The organism is Microcoleus sp. CAWBG27 (assembly GCF_020883145.1).
Lineage (GTDB): Bacteria > Cyanobacteriota > Cyanobacteriia > Cyanobacteriales > Microcoleaceae > Microcoleus.
Window position 1 is genome coordinate 53,737 of the sequence record NZ_JAHREU010000042.1, and the last position, 15,026, is coordinate 68,762.

At 46.5% G+C, this 15,026-nt stretch carries 6 protein-coding genes; 4 read left to right on the forward strand and 2 right to left on the reverse strand.

The window, feature by feature from the left end; genetic code table 11:
• The first annotated feature begins 35 nt into the window (after positions 1 to 35).
• From QZ938_RS21420 to QZ938_RS21430, 3 genes are all read left to right on the forward strand, one after another.
• The gene (locus QZ938_RS21420; protein WP_293151278.1) at positions 36 to 392 is read left to right on the forward strand and encodes a hypothetical protein; all 357 of its coding nucleotides are present in this window, start codon (positions 36 to 38) and stop codon (positions 390 to 392) included.
• Between the two features lie 298 nt (positions 393 to 690).
• Entirely contained in the window at positions 691 to 2,940 is a 2,250-nt protein-coding gene (gene ligA, locus QZ938_RS21425) for an NAD-dependent DNA ligase LigA (protein ID WP_293363108.1), read from the forward strand.
• 423 nt (positions 2,941 to 3,363) lie between these two features.
• Positions 3,364 to 3,786: a hypothetical protein gene (locus QZ938_RS21430; protein WP_293151285.1), complete on the forward strand. Its 423-nt coding sequence runs from the start codon at positions 3,364 to 3,366 to the stop codon at positions 3,784 to 3,786.
• Between the two features lie 284 nt (positions 3,787 to 4,070).
• On the opposite strand, the gene QZ938_RS21435 is transcribed toward QZ938_RS21430, so the two are convergent.
• Together QZ938_RS21435 and QZ938_RS21440 are read right to left on the reverse strand one after the other, a co-directional pair.
• Complete coding sequence (locus QZ938_RS21435; protein WP_293365637.1) at positions 4,071 to 12,347, reverse strand: CHAT domain-containing protein; 8,277 nt, start codon at positions 12,345 to 12,347, stop codon at positions 4,071 to 4,073.
• Between the two features lie 570 nt (positions 12,348 to 12,917).
• Positions 12,918 to 14,249, reverse strand: a complete 1,332-nt coding sequence (locus QZ938_RS21440; protein ID WP_293356355.1) for a CHAT domain-containing protein — start codon at positions 14,247 to 14,249, stop codon at positions 12,918 to 12,920.
• A 7-nt stretch (positions 14,250 to 14,256) separates the two neighbouring features.
• Here QZ938_RS21440 and QZ938_RS21445 point away from each other — a divergent pair.
• Positions 14,257 to 15,026 (forward strand): hypothetical protein (locus QZ938_RS21445; RefSeq protein ID WP_293365638.1); only part of this gene is annotated, 770 nt, incomplete at its 3' end.

Below are 15,026 nucleotides of genomic sequence, written 5' to 3' on the forward strand. Positions count from 1 at the left end.
CCCTATCCCGTATTAATTTTTATGAGTCAGCAGAATTGCGGGCTGTCAAACCGGGGAGATTTCAGATTCTGGAAGTAGACAATGAGATTTCGATTAAAGCTTTTGTTCTGGAAAATGGTTTGGCTTTTAAAACCGGGCGCGGGTTTTATGAATTTACCAAAACAGAAACTATCCAAGGTAAGAAAGAAATTGTGCTGATGGAGCGTTCGACAGGGGATTTGTTTGAAGGAGAAGCGGCGCGAGAAATGTTGGGTTTGCCAATGGGTGAGACAGTTCGCATCAAGCCGAGCAATCTAGAAAAGTATGCGGTTTTTGTGCAAAGTACCTCGGCTAATCGCAAGCTGATGGGGGGAACTCGTTTCCTTTATGAGGTTGAAGATTGGGATCGTTAATTGATTTTAAATGTTCTAAGTACAATCGCAGAGCAGGGCAGATCATGCTAAGATTTTTATGGTTTGTGTTTGTAGCTTTTCTCAAAAAGATGAGGTATGACTGATAGTTTAATATAACTACTAAATTAGGGGGGCTAAAGCCCAACTACGTACCTGACTTTTGGAGAATTGCTTAAATTAGGGGGGCTAAAGCCCAACTACGTACCTGACTTTTGGAGAATTGCTTAAATTAGGGGGGCTAAAGCCCAACTACGTGCCGGATCTTTTGCGGTTAGACAATATACGCTTTTAAATTAATATGCAACCAGAAATTCAGCAGCGAGTTAAACAATTGAGGCAGCAGCTACAGGAAGCTAGCTATGCTTATTATGTTCTTGATGCGCCGATTATGGCTGATGAGGTGTACGATCGCCTTTACCGACAGTTGCAAGAGTTAGAATCAGATTATCCTGAATTGATTGTTGCGGAAAGTCCGACTCAGCGCGTGGGAGAAAAGCCGGCTTCTCAATTTTTTAGCGTGAAGCACAATATTCCTCTCTACAGTTTGGAAAATGCTTTTAATTTTGAGGAATTGACCAAATGGCAGGAACGCTGGCAGCGAATTGCACCCCCCCTAACCCCCCCTTATCAAGGGGGGGGACAAGAGGGAAATGCACCTCCCCTAAACCCCCCTTATCAACAGGGAAATGCACCCCCCCTAACCCCCCCTTATCAAGGGGGGGGACAAGAGGGAACTGCACCTCCTCTTAGCAACGACTCTAACCAGGAAATTACTCCCCCCCTTGCTAAGGGGGGGCTGGGGGGGGTTTCCTACGAGGAAATTACTCCCCCCCTTAGCAAGGGGGGGCTGGGGGGGGTTTCCTATGTTTGCGAGTTAAAAATTGACGGTTCTGCTTTAGCGTTAACCTATGAAAATGGGATTTTGGTTCGCGGTGCAACGCGGGGTGATGGGATTGCGGGAGAGGATATCACTCAAAATGTTAAGACGATTCGATCGATTCCTCTCAAACTTAATTTAGATAATCCGCCGCCGGTGGTGGAAGTGCGGGGTGAGGCTTTTTTGTCTTTGGCTGTGTTTGAGGAAATTAATCGGGAACGAGAAAAATCGGGGGAACAATTGTTTGCTAATCCTCGCAATGCTGCGGCGGGTACGCTGCGACAGTTGGATTCTAAGATTGTAGATAAGCGACGGTTGGATTTCTTTGCTTATACTCTACATTTAGATGAGGGTAATGAGGAAAAGACGCAAGGGGAATCTTTGGAATTGTTGCGAAGGATGGGGTTTAAGGTGAATCCCAATCGGAAAATTTGCTCTTCGTTGGATGAGGTGCGGGAGTATTACGAATATTGGGATACTGAACGGCGAAATTTACCTTACATGACTGATGGGGTTGTTGTTAAGATTAATTCGATCGCACTGCAACGACAGTTGGGTTTTACTCAGAGGTTTCCGCGTTGGGCGATCGCCCTTAAGTATCCGGCCGCCGAAGTCCCTACAATTGTAGAAGCAATAACTGTACAAGTCGGGAGAACCGGGGCTCTGACTCCCGTAGCGGAACTCAAACCGGTGCAGTTGGCTGGAACGACGGTTTCGCGGGCTTCTCTCCACAATAGCGATCGACTTTCCGATCTCAATCTCCACATCGGCGATACTGTAATTGTCAGAAAAGCTGGGGAAATTATACCAGAAGTTGTCCGAGTTTTAGCAGAACTTCGTCCCGAAAATGCTCAACTTTTTCAAATGCCTAGCTGCTGTCCCGAATGCACGCAGCCTGTGGTTCGCGAAAAAGGGGAGGCCGTGACTCGCTGCATCAACACGTCTTGTCCGGCGATTTTGAGGGGTTCCCTGATTCATTTTTGCAGCCGGGATGCTCTGGATATTAATGGTGTTGGGGAAAAGTTGGTGCAGCAGATGGTGGATAGCAATCTGGTGCATTCGGCGGCGGATTTGTTTGATTTGACTGCCCAAAGGTTGATGGGTTTGGAACGGATGGGTAAAAAGTTAGCAGAAAAGTTGGTAAGTGCGATCGCGCGATCGAAAAATCAACCTTATGCGCGGGTACTCTACGGCTTGGGCATCCGCCACGTCGGCAGTGTCAACGCTCAATTGCTGACTGAAAGGTTTGCCAATGTGGAAGAGTTAGCAGCGGCATCGGCGGCATCGATTGAGGGAGTTTACGGCATCGGCCCGGAAATTGCACAAGCAGTTTATCAGTGGTTTCGAGTTCCGGCAAATCAAAGTTTAATTGCACGGTTGCAAACTGCGGGATTGCAATTGCATTCTGAAGTAAAAAGTCAAAACTTAGCAGACCAAAATTTACAACTTGCAGGTAAAACTTTTGTACTTACGGGAACTTTGCCGACTCTCAAACGAGATGAAGCTAAAGATTTGATTGTCAAAGCAGGAGGAAAAGTCACAGGTTCTGTAAGTGCTAAAACCGATTATGTGGTTGTGGGCGAAGATGCAGGTTCCAAATTAGAAAAAGCCCAATCTTTGGGAATCGAACTACTTTCGGAAGCTGAGTTATTGGAACTTTTGGCAACTTGAAAATTTGTGATTTTTAGTAAGGTGTATCCCATTAGCAAGGTTCGTAGTGAGGACTTCAGTCCTCTGAATTTATGAGGACTGAAGTCCTCAGCAAGGTTCGTAGTGAGGACTTCAGTCCTCTGAATTTATGAGGACTGAAGTCCTCACTACGAACCTGTTTAGTGTTTGATCTTCGGGCTTCAGTCCTCTGATTTTGAGAAGGACTGAAGTCCTCACTACGAACCTGCCGATCGCAAATTGTGCAATACCTCAAAAGGCATAGAAATCGCGCTCGCCATTCGTCAATATACATACTTCCCCAGCCTGGGCGCCCGAATCGGTTGTCGGCACAGGCTAGTTTTGCTAAAATTTGATAGAGTTGGCATTTGCGATCGCGCGTAACTGCCAACCGAACAAAGTTCCAGCAATCAGAGGAGATACGTAATGTCGGAAATCCCAGAACAAACACAAACAAATTTATCGGCTCCAGAAACAACTTCCGAAAGCTCTATTTCTTGGACGGAAAATGTAAAAAGTAGCGTGGGAAACATCCTGAGCAGTTGGAAGTTGAAAGCAGGATTGGGAGTGGCTGTACTGTTGGGAGTTTTAGTGTTGTCGTTTTTCTGGCAGCACATGATTGCAGTTGTAGGTATGAATAGTTGGGCGAGTCGATCGGGCGCTAGAGCGATCGAATGTATGGTAAGAGATACTAATGATGACCAGTATGTAAGTTGCAGCGCTCTCCTCGACCAGCAAATTGTCCCTCTCGAATGCAGTTCTAGTTTGTTAAATATCGGTTGTCGTGTCAATTATGGAACTGCGGCACCTAATTTGAAACAGCTTGGGCCTAGAGCTGCTTTGAGATAATTTTTGATGAGCTTTGCCGAAAAATATGATGCTGATGCCAAGCATAAATGGTGCGTCAGAATTAGATTGGGGGTGATTTAAAATTTACCTTTCCTGACGCACCCTACTCTGTCAACTCTCAACTGGCATACCGTTTCTGTATCGGAATGATTTAACCGCAGAGGGCACAGAGGACACAGAGAGGGAATGCAGAGATTAATAATTCCTATGCAACCAGATTTGATATCAACTGTCAACTGTCAACTGTCAACTGTCAACTGTCAACTGTCAACTGTCAACTCTTTTTACCAAGGATTTCCAATGAGGGTGAAACTGCTCCAGTAGTAAGGATGAGAAAAATCGTTGGTTTGTAGTTTGATGTTATTTGGTAAATTTAATTTGCCCGCTGTTGTTACTAATTGCCGATTTTCAATCCGAACTTGACGAGCAATCATCGCCTGTTGAGTAAGTTGCAGAGTTTCTGCCTTGGTTTTGCCTCCTCGAAGCTGCTGGTAAAATTCGCTCATCAGTCCCAAAGTGCCTCCGTCATCAACATACCACAAACTCCCTAGGGCAGATTTGGCGCCGGATTTGACCGCTAAACCTCCAAAACCTAACTCTGCTTCGCGATCGCCCAAAGCAGTTCTACAAGCACTCAACACTAACAAGTCTACCTGCGGATTGCGCCAATTTAAACTCTCCATGTCACTGAGCTGCAATTTGTAATTCCAGAGTTGAATGTAAGAATTGCTCGCTTGTCCCGAGATGAAGTTAGCATGGGTTGCTAGGTGAACAATCCGAAATCCTTTGTTGGCGTGTTGCGATTGGAGATTGTTAATAGTGAAACTCGAATTGAGGAAAGATGGCCCTTGCCACTGGGTAGAAATTGTTTCTAATTCTAGAGGCACGCTGGGCAAGGGATTTTTGTCAACAAATTCTGACCGTCCCATTGCTAGCACTGTGGCGTCTCTAACGCTTTTATATTCGCGATTAGTCAAGCTAAAACTCGGAATTAGGCTGAAACTGTATTTTTGAATCAAGAAGCCTTTACCGTCGTGCAAAGCGGCAAAGGGTAAACTCCGCAATCCGGGATCGACTGATAGCAACAAAGTCTCAATTCCTAAGTTTTGCAAGTCTTTTTCTAGAGGTGCGATCGCCCATTGATACAGTTTTTGGGCCGAGGGAAGATAACTGATAGTGCCGACTTTTCCGAGATTGGTGACTTGTTCGCGGAACTCCTTAACAATTGGTTCGAGAGCTTCACGGTTGGCTTCGGGAACGCTGTAGTGAATCGGCTGCCCTACAGGAGGAACTAAAATTAATTCCAGTCGATCGACTCGCGAGATTATATAGATAATACCAGACCGCTTGCGAGTTTCCTGTTCGATATTTCTCAATGTTTGTTGGAATTGCGCCATCATCACTTTTTGGTTGGGAAGGTTGGCTTTGACGCCTAGGTATTCTCCAAACTCTTGATTCCTAATTTGTTCGATTCCCCAGACTGCTTTTTCGATGTCGTTACCTTCAAAAAGTCGATCGGGAGGCGGAAAGTATCCCAGCACTAAATTAGCACTACGGTTGACTTCTGGCGGTGTTTCGCGGCGGGGAGCTACTGGCGATTGGTTGGGCGGTAGCTGACTGGTGATGCTTGAATCGAGCGTTAAAATTTGACCCGCAGCAGGGCCCGGAGTGTCTAACGGTGGCATTTTGCGACGATTTGGATCTTCTGGATCGTCGGGGGTTGAGGCGATAGGTGCGGGCGTGGGAGTTGCACTTGGAGTCGGAGTTGCACTTGGAGTTGGGGTTGCACTTGGAGTCGGAGTTGGGGTTGCGCTCGGAGTGGGAGTTGCACTTGGAGTGGGAGTTGCGCTCGGAGTTGGGGTTGCGATCGGAGTGGGAGTTGCACTTGGAGTTGGGGTTACGCTCGGAGTTGGGGTTACGCTCGGAGTGGGAGTTGCGCTTGGAGTCGGAGTTGCACTTGGAGTGGGAGTTGCACTTGGAGTGGGAGTTTCGCTTGCGCTTGGAGTGGGAGTTGCACTTGGAGTGGGAGTTTCGCTTGCGCTTGGAGTGGGAGTTGCGCTTGGAGTTTCGCTTGCGCTTGGAGTGGGAGTTACGCTTGGAGTGGGAGTTGCGCTTGGAGTGGGAGTTGCACTTGGAGTCGGGGTTACGCTCGGAGTTGGGGTTACGCTCGGAGTGGGAGTTGCGCTTGGAGTCGGAGTTGCACTCGGAGTGGGAGTTGCGCTCGGAGTGGGAGTTTCGCTCGGAGTGGGAGTTGGAGTTGGAGTTGGAGTTGGATCGATCCCATCATCAGTAGGAAATACAATACTAGGCACACCACTAGCTGTACGAGGAAACGACTGCGATGTAATGCTAGATTGCCCAGTTGTAATTGCAGCCGCCGTACCATTTATAGTTGCATTTCCCACGACAAACGGTTGAATCACTCCCCCTCCATCTCCTCCAGTGTGGGCAATTGAAATATTTCCTCCACCGGTGCCACCAGCAGTGGAAATACTAGCAAATCCTGTCGGCGAAAAAGTTGTTGGGAAAGAACCTGTAGCCCGGAAAAAATTTCCGGCGACGGCTTTAACATTGCCACCTGTGCCGCTAGTACCGCCTTGGGCATTGATGAAAGTGACTTGAATATCGCCGATCGGATCTAAGAGCACATTTCCAGCATTTCCGGCTGTACCGCTGGAGTTAATTTGTCCTGCTGTAATTGAAGTTGTCGCATCAACAGTGATATTCCCGCCCGTACTTCCCGATGTATTCAAATTACCTGCTGTGAAAACGTTACCGCTTTTGAATAGAATTTCTCCGCCATTAGTAGTAATGTTTTTAACGGTGATATCGCCGCTGGAAGTAATATCGACTTTGCCTGCGGTTACATCTCCCAATAAGTTGACTGTTTTCGTGTTTTGTGCTGTCACTTGTGCTGCATTAATTGTCGAATTGGCTGTGACATCGCCAGCATTTTTAATCAGAAGATTTCCTAATTTGCTGGTTGCACCCACCGATCCGTTGAAGGTAATGCTGCTGCTACCAGAGTCCAGAGTTAGATTCCGGGTGGCATCTATACTGTCGATCGCACCTCCAAACGCAATCTTCCCCCCAGCCGTGCTCAATATCGCATCTTTCGTCAGCCCGATCGCACCATCAATATTGATATTGCCGTTATTCGTGGCAACATTGCCACCCAATTTAGTATTTAAGGCAGTCACATTCAAACCCGTCAGTGGCGTGGTTTTGCCGATATCTCCTTGCAGCAGCACGTTGCCACCCTTAGCATTGATGTTCAAGCGCCGAGATCCATCGATCGCACCTGCGACACTAACATTACCTGCGTCACTAGCGAGACTGACATCACTGCCGAGTTGGACTTTGCCGTTAAGAGTCAGACTGCTGTTGTCTTTGCCTGTAATATTGGCATTAAGTGCGATCGTACCGGTTCCCGTTTGAATCGTGACTGGAGCGTTAAAAGTGCGATCGCTAGGAACAGTAATATTGCCGGTGCCATCGGAGCCGATCGCGATCGAGCTAAATCCCTTTTGAATCAAACCAAGTTCCGATGCCGTTAAATCTAAAGCCGGAGTAGTGTTGTCGGTGCCACCAACCACAATATTTTGTCCTGCCTTTGTCGGTTGCAAAGTTAGCGCACCCGTACCAGAAACTTGCCCAGCAAAATTAATTTCACTTGCTTTTAAATTCAGCGAGTTACTTCCTGCTGCTAGAGTCGAACCGAAAGCAATAGTTGCATCTCCCGGTGTCAAACTTACAGGAGCTTTTAGTGTCACCGGGCCGTTAAAACTGATATCATCATTAGTTGTAGCGATATTGCCACTAACCGCAACAGTTCCCGCCCCTTTTTGACTGAATGCACCGTCTAAATTCAGGTTTTTCTCGATATTGAGATTAACCTTATTAGTAATTGTCAGCGTGCCGTCATTGTTCGTTGTGACAGTTCCTTTGAGATTAACGTTGTCAGCCGCAATACCGAGATTGCCAGCTACATCAACACTCTTGTTAAATATAATATCGCTGCCTGCGAGAGTCGGATTTTTGGCGATTGTCACTGCATCGTTATAGGTTTGAGTGCCGGTTGTCGTGACTGAGCCATTGAGTGTAGTTGCGCCACCAGCAGTCAAACTTGCTGCATTGACGGTTTTATTAATCGTGAGAGCATCGTTATAGGTTTGAGTGCCGGTTGTCTTGACATCGCCATTGAGTGTGGTTGTGCCACTAGCAGTCAAACTTGCTGCATTGACGGTTTTATTAAATGCAGTTGTTCCTGTAGAGTTAACTGTTAATTGACCGATCGCCTTTGAACTCCCAACTGCACCATTGAATGTAATATTGCCGGTACTCGCATTGACAGTCAAATCGCTGCCTATGTTATTGGAGTCCACAGTATTATTGAAAGTAATGCCTTTACCTGAGAGAGTCGGATTGGTGGCAATCGTGACAGCATCGTTATAGGTTTGAGTGCTGGTTGTCGTGACATCCCCATTCAGTACAGTTGTGCCGCCCGCATCTGTCGTCAAAGTCGCGGCATTAACTTTATTAAATGTAGTTTTTCCTGTAGAGTTAACTGTTAAATTTGCGATCGCACTAGAATCCCCAAATGCCTTAGCGAAAGTAACATCACCAGAACCTCCATTGACAGTCAAATCGCTGCCGCTGTTACTGGGGTTAACAGTATTGTTGAAAGTAATGCCGTTGCCTGTCAGAATCGGATTTGTGTTGGTAATTGTCACTGCATCGTTATAGATTTGAGTGCCGGTTGTCTTGACATCGCCACCTAAAAATATCTTGCTGTTGGCAGTTAAATTTGTCAGCGGAGTTACAGCACCAACTGCTTCCTTGAATGTAATATTGCCCGTGCCAGCCGTTAAACTCAGATTTTTAGTTCCCGTCAGTGTACCGTTGACTGTGTTGTTGAACAGAATATTTCCGGCACCTGCGCCTGTGTTGGCAGAAGCATTATCTTGGACGAGTACAGGACTTTGGAAAGTGATATCTTTACCGCTGGTAGCAACGCCTGCGTTGAGTGTTGTCTTGCCATTAAAAGTAATAGAAGCATCACCTGTGCCGGTGAGTGGTTGATTGACAACGATCGCACCGCCGGGAGATTGAACAGTCACCGGATCCAGGAAACTGTGAGCTTTGTCAAAGGTAATTGTACCAGTGCCGTCTGTTCTGCCGATCGCGATCGACTTAAATCCATTTTGCAGGGCATCTTGAAACGGCTGTTCCACATAGATAGTATTGGCAGGAGGATTAAGTTTTACTGTGAAGTTAATATCACCCTTTGGATCGAACGGTTGCAGAGAAAAAGTCCCCGTACCTTTAACAACACCTTCAAAGTTAACTTCTCCCCCAATCAAAGCAATATTTCCCGTACCAGAACTTATATTTTTTACGTCAACGTTATTAAAAGCTTTGAGAGTGATATCTGCGCCCGTACCCGCAGAACTCGTATCAACCGAACCCAATGCCGTTGTAATATTGCCTTTATTGCTTGTAAGCGCGATCGCCCCTCCAAGCTTCGTAGTAGTAATATTGCCTGTAGTAATATCGCCAGTTGTGGTGATACTTATAGCCCCAGTGCTGGTAATCTTGGCTTCTGGATTTACCGCAAGTGCAGCCAAGGGAGTAGTATCACCAACAGGCTTGTTAAAACTGACAGTACCAGTGCCAGCCGTAATATTTAATTTATTGTTGCCGTCAACAGTGCCACCAAAGGTAATATCTCCACCGCTGAGGTTTTTAGTGTTGAGAATGACATCATTACCGAGGGAAACATTGCCGACAAACGAGATAGTCTGGTCTTGAGTAGTAATGTTTTTATTTAGTTGTGTTGCTCCCTTCAGCGTCAATGTAGCGCCGCCTGTGGCCGTAATTGGGCCGTTGACGGCGATCGCACCTCCGCTTGGAGATTGAATTGTGACAGGCAATTTAAAAGTAATGCCAGCGGGGTCAATGGCGATCGTCCCCTTCCCGTCAGCCCGTCCAATAACCATGTTGGAAAAGCCGATTAATGCGTTAAGTTCAGCATTCCGGATCTGCAAAATATTAGGATTATCGGGATCGGCGCCGCCAACACTAATACCTAAACTCGGCGTCAGAGGTTCCAACTTAATTGTACCATTAGCGGTACTTTTAATTGTGCCGAACAGGTCAATTCGATCGCCCGTCAAAGTGATATTTCCTTTGGTTGTTAGCGTAGCTTTATTGAGAGAAAAGCCGTAGTTCTGAGTTCCAGCCCCCACACCTGTCCCTGTCATGGTGATATTTCCGCTGGTTTTTTCAGTTCCCACCGGCCCTTCGATCCGAATGCCGATGTTGTTATTCCCGCTTCCCTTAGCTGTTCCAGTAAACGCGATCTCCCCAGCCTCCGATGAAACAGCAGCAGGAACAGAAATCAATATCCCTTGATTATTCTCCTTCCCATCACCATCACCTTTTAGAGTCACTTTCCCGGTGCCTTTGGATTGCACAAATCCTAACATCGCAATGCCAGTGTTGTTATTTCCGCTCCCCTGACCTTTTCCAGTTAGGCTAATATCTGCATTCTCCGATTTAATTGTGCTGCCATCAACGGATATCCCGCTGCTACTATCTATTCCCCCACCAGCGGTACCGCTGAAAGTAATACTTCCGCTTCCTGTTCCTATTGATTCAACTAATGACCCACCTGTGATGACAATACCGCTGTTGCTGATTCCACTACCGCTACCTGCTTTCCCTATGAGACTGATAGTTCCATTCTCCGATTTAATTGTGCTTTGGCGAGTAAGAACTATCCCTACATTTCTATTTATCCCGTTGTTGCCCGTACCATTGAGGTCAATATTCCCAGTGCCTGCATTAATTTCGCCACTACCAATAGTAATTCCAGGTCCTCCGTTAGTAACATTGCCGCGACCAATGCCTATAAAGTTGCCACCATTTGTGTTAATCTTCGCATCGATTATACTGAGACTACCACCATTGAGATTATCGGCATCAGCATTCAGAGTAACATTGCCTTTCTGAGTTGTAATATCAGCCTTGACATTAATGTTGTTATTAGCCAAAGCAGTCAATCCAACTCCCGGAGTAGTTATCTTGACCTCAGCATCAAAAGTAATATCATTTGTAGCTTGCAGTATCACATTAGTTGTAGCATTATTAATTAGATCGGCATTAATCGTATTTACACCAATGTCAGGATCGGCAAATTGATCTACCTGAGTTAGTGCAGTAAAAGTTCCCGCGACATTTTTAATCGTAATATTTGTGGGATCGAGCAACAATACTCCAGGATTACCGTTAGCAGCCAGAGTATTAACGTTGCCTCGAAAGTCTAAAAATTGCTTTCCCGACACTTCCACAAACCCGCCATTCCCCGACAACAAGCCACCTCGGGCAGTAATATTCCCATTAAAGCGAGTAGTCTCATCAGCCCAAACAATCACTCGCCCGCCATTACCGTTGCTAATCCCATCCGCATTAATTGTCGAATCTGCACTGACAAATGTTCGCACAGCATTCGGCACAGTTCCCAAACCCTGAAAATCTCCACCAATCAGTATATTCCCACCGCCGTTAATACCCGAAGCATCAATTTTTCCGCCAATAACTCCGACCCGATCGCCCAATATGCTAACATTACCCCCAGTATTGCCCGAGACGTTGATGCTGCCACTGGCGATCGCAGTTCCCGCAGTTACAGGTACAGCCACATTCCCCGTCAAAACGACTTCACCATTGGAATTAACCGCTAAATTCGTTGCTTGTTCCTGACTTTTTCCAGTCAGCAACTGCGGCAAAGATAACACCGGCTGCGTCCAATTATTTGGCAAGGAACTTTGATTAGCTGTCGGCTGAATTTCCAGACTCAGCAAATTTCCGGTTTGAGCGATTCGTACCAAATTTTGACCGGGTACAGCCATCACGGTAATATTGCCAGACGGCGCCGTTAGCTGACCTGTATTGACAACTGTACCCCCCGTCAAACTTAAACTTTGACCGGGCGCCACCGTCAAATTTCCTGCATTTACAATGCTTCCTGCTTGCGGACTGGTAAATGCGAAACTGTTCGGATTCCCGATTAAAGCTGCCCAGTTGTTATTGGCGATCGCACTAAACCACTGATTGTTCCCAAAACCGATACCTGTCGCCGCAGTCGCATTAAAAGAACCAGGCACGTTGAGAGTGGCATTGGGCCCGAAAATTATCCCCGACGGATTCATCAAAAACAGGTTGGAATTGCCACCTGTCACTTGAATTAAGCCGTTGATTACAGAAGGATTTCCCCCGTTAATTCGTCCTAAGATATTTTGAATGTTGGGATTGGTTAAAAAGTTTGCCGTTTGACCTTCACTGAGACCAAACTGAGTAAAACTGTGAAATAGGTTGGCTCTATCTCCGCTAAATGACCCCCCGGTAATATCGTAGCGATCGCCATTCGGTGTCACGACTGTATTCGTACCGTCTGGTGCGGGTGTAATGGGTTGCGCGGAAGCTGAGCCTGCTGCTGCTGCCACCAGCCAGCCAACTATCAAGAACCATCCGAGTAAAGGTAGTTTGTTGGCTGCCATTGTGGTTAAAGATGTGTTCTAAAAGTGGGATATCTTTATCTATCCCTATTCTTACTCGTCAAAATTCCTCACGTCAATAGCAGCGCCCTATTTTTGCTTGGATAATGAGGAAGATATGCTAAAAAAACATGGATCGAGGCACGTTGTTGCACTTGGGCGCTCTTTACCACATTATATCAAATCCGCTCTTCATCAGAATGATTTATCTCTCTATTCTCTCCCTCTGTGTCCTCTGTGTCCTCTGCGGTTAAATCATTCCGGTATAGCCGAATTTGATATAGCCTTTCTCAGAAATATGAGGTATGACTGACAGCTTATATAACCACTAAATCAAGAGGGCTTAAGCCCAACAACGTACCTCACTTTTTTGAGAACCGATATAAATTATGCACCAAAGATCCAACGTACAAAAAATCTGTATTTATCAAAAAGTATCAAATGTGAATTCATACTTTTGTTCTGCGACTTCCTATCAAATAGGCAAAGAGCGCTGAAGCGCAACTACGTGCCTAAACAATTACCTCCATAAGAGTGTCAGTTAGGTAAGTTCAGAATTTGGCATATGGTAGCTTACCAAGGACTGCCGATGAGGGTAAAACTGCTCCAGAAGTAAGGATGAGAAAAATCTTGGTTTCTTTGTTTGATATTAGCTGGTAAATTCAACTTCCCTCCTGTTGTCACTAACTGTTGGTTTTTAATTCCAACTTGACGAGCAATCATCGCTTGTTGAGCAAGTTGCAGAGTTTCTGCCTTGGTTGTGCCTCCTCGAAGCTGGTAGTAAAATTCGCTCATCAGTCCCAAAGTGCCTCCATCGTCAACATACCACAAACTCCCTAGGGCAGATGCAGCACCGGATTTGACCGCTAAACCTCCAAAACCTAACTCTGATTCGCGATCGCCCAAAGCAGTTGTACAAGCACTCAATACTAACAAGTCTACCTGCGGGTTGCGCCAATTTAAACTTCCCATATCATTGAGTCGCAATTTAGAATTCCAGAGTTGAATGTAGGAATTACTCGCTTTTCCTGGTTGGAATTCCGCATGGGTTGCTAGGTGAACGATCCGAAATTCTCCCTTGGCGTGTTGCGAGTTGAGTGTCTCTAAGGTGAAAGTTGAATTGAGGAAAAATGGCTCCTGCAACTGACCAGAAATCATCTGCAATTCTAGGGGCACGCTGGGTAATGGCTTTTTGTCCACAAATTCCGATCGTCCCATTGCTAGCACTCTGGTGCTATTAACCGATTTGTAATTAGTGTTAGTGGCACTAAAACTCGGAATTAGGCTGAAATTGTATTTTTGAACCAAGAAGCCTTTACCGTCGTGCAAAGCGGCAAATGGTACACTCCGCAATCCCGGATCTACTGACAGCAATAAAGTCTTAATTCCTAACCTTTCTAAGTCTTTTTCTAGGGGTGCGATCGCCCATTTATACAGTTGCTGGGCGGAGGGTAGATAACTGGTAGTATTGCGTTTGGCGGGAGTGGTGATTTCATCCCGCAACTCTTTGACAACCGGGAAAAGAGCTGCTCTGTTGGCTTCCGGAACGCTGTAGTGAATCGATCGCCCTACGGGAGGAATTAAAATTAGTTCCAGTCGATCGACTCGCGAGACTATGTAGATAATACCAGACCGCTTGCCGGTTTGCTGTTCGATATTTCTTAATGTTTCTTGGAATGTCGAAACCAAGAGTTTTTCGTCTGGGATGTTGCTTTTTATCCCCAGGTATGATTCAAATTCTTGATTCCTCAGTCCTTCGACTCCCCAGACTATTTTCTGGATGTCGTTAGTTTCAAAAAGTCGATCGGGAGACGAGACATATCCCAGCGCTAAACGAGAATTAGAGTTGGCTGCTGGCGCAGATTCGTTGCTGCTTTGTGTTGGCTGTGATTCGCCCGAGGGCAAGTTACTGATGATACTAGAATCAAGTCTTAAAATGCGATCGTTAACAACACCGGAACTGTTTAGGCGTGGAATACTCCGGGGCTGCAAGTCTTCTGTTTCGGGGGTTGAGGGTGTAGCTGCCGGTGTGGGTGTAGCTGCGGGTGCGGACGATGCTGATGCTGCTGTTCCTACTGTGCTGCCGCGTGCGATCGACAATGGGTTAGAATCGATCGCAGGTACTGCTGCTTCTGTTGTTGTTGTCGAAACTGTCGATCGATTTGTCGGCGGAACTACTTGGGTTGTTGTCGAAACTGTCGAGCGATTTGTCGGTGCAATTCCTTCGGTTGTCGTCGAAACTGTCGATCGATTTGTCGGCGGAACTACTTCGGTTGTCGTCGAAACTGTCGAGCGATTTGTCGGCGCAATTCCTTCGGTTGTCGGCGAAACTGTCGAGCGATTTGTCGGCGCAATTCCTTCGGTTGTCGTCGAAACTGTCGAGCGATTTGTCGGCGCAATTCCTTCGGTTGTCGTCGAAACTGTCGAGCGATTTGTCGGCGGAATGATGTCAGTTATGGGCAACGAAATTGTTGACCGATTTGTCGGCGGAATAAGACCCTCGATCTGCCCATTTGTCGGCGGAATATTTTCCGAGATTAGCCCATTTGTCGGCGGAATGATACCAGTGTTCGGCCCATTTATCGGCGGAATGATACCAGTGTTCGGCCCATTTGTCGGCGGAATGATACCAGTGTTCGGCCCATTTGTCGGCGGAATGATACCAGTGTTCGGCCCATTTGT

What these genes read in the sequence shown, in the direction of transcription:
- QZ938_RS21435 (WP_293365637.1), bottom strand. Translation starts at nt 12,347, where the DNA reads ATGGCAGCCAACAAACTACCTTTACTCGGATGGTTCTTGATAGTTGGC.
- ligA (WP_293363108.1), top strand. Translation starts at nt 691, where the DNA reads ATGCAACCAGAAATTCAGCAGCGAGTTAAACAATTGAGGCAGCAGCTA.
- QZ938_RS21430 (WP_293151285.1), top strand. Translation starts at nt 3,364, where the DNA reads ATGTCGGAAATCCCAGAACAAACACAAACAAATTTATCGGCTCCAGAA.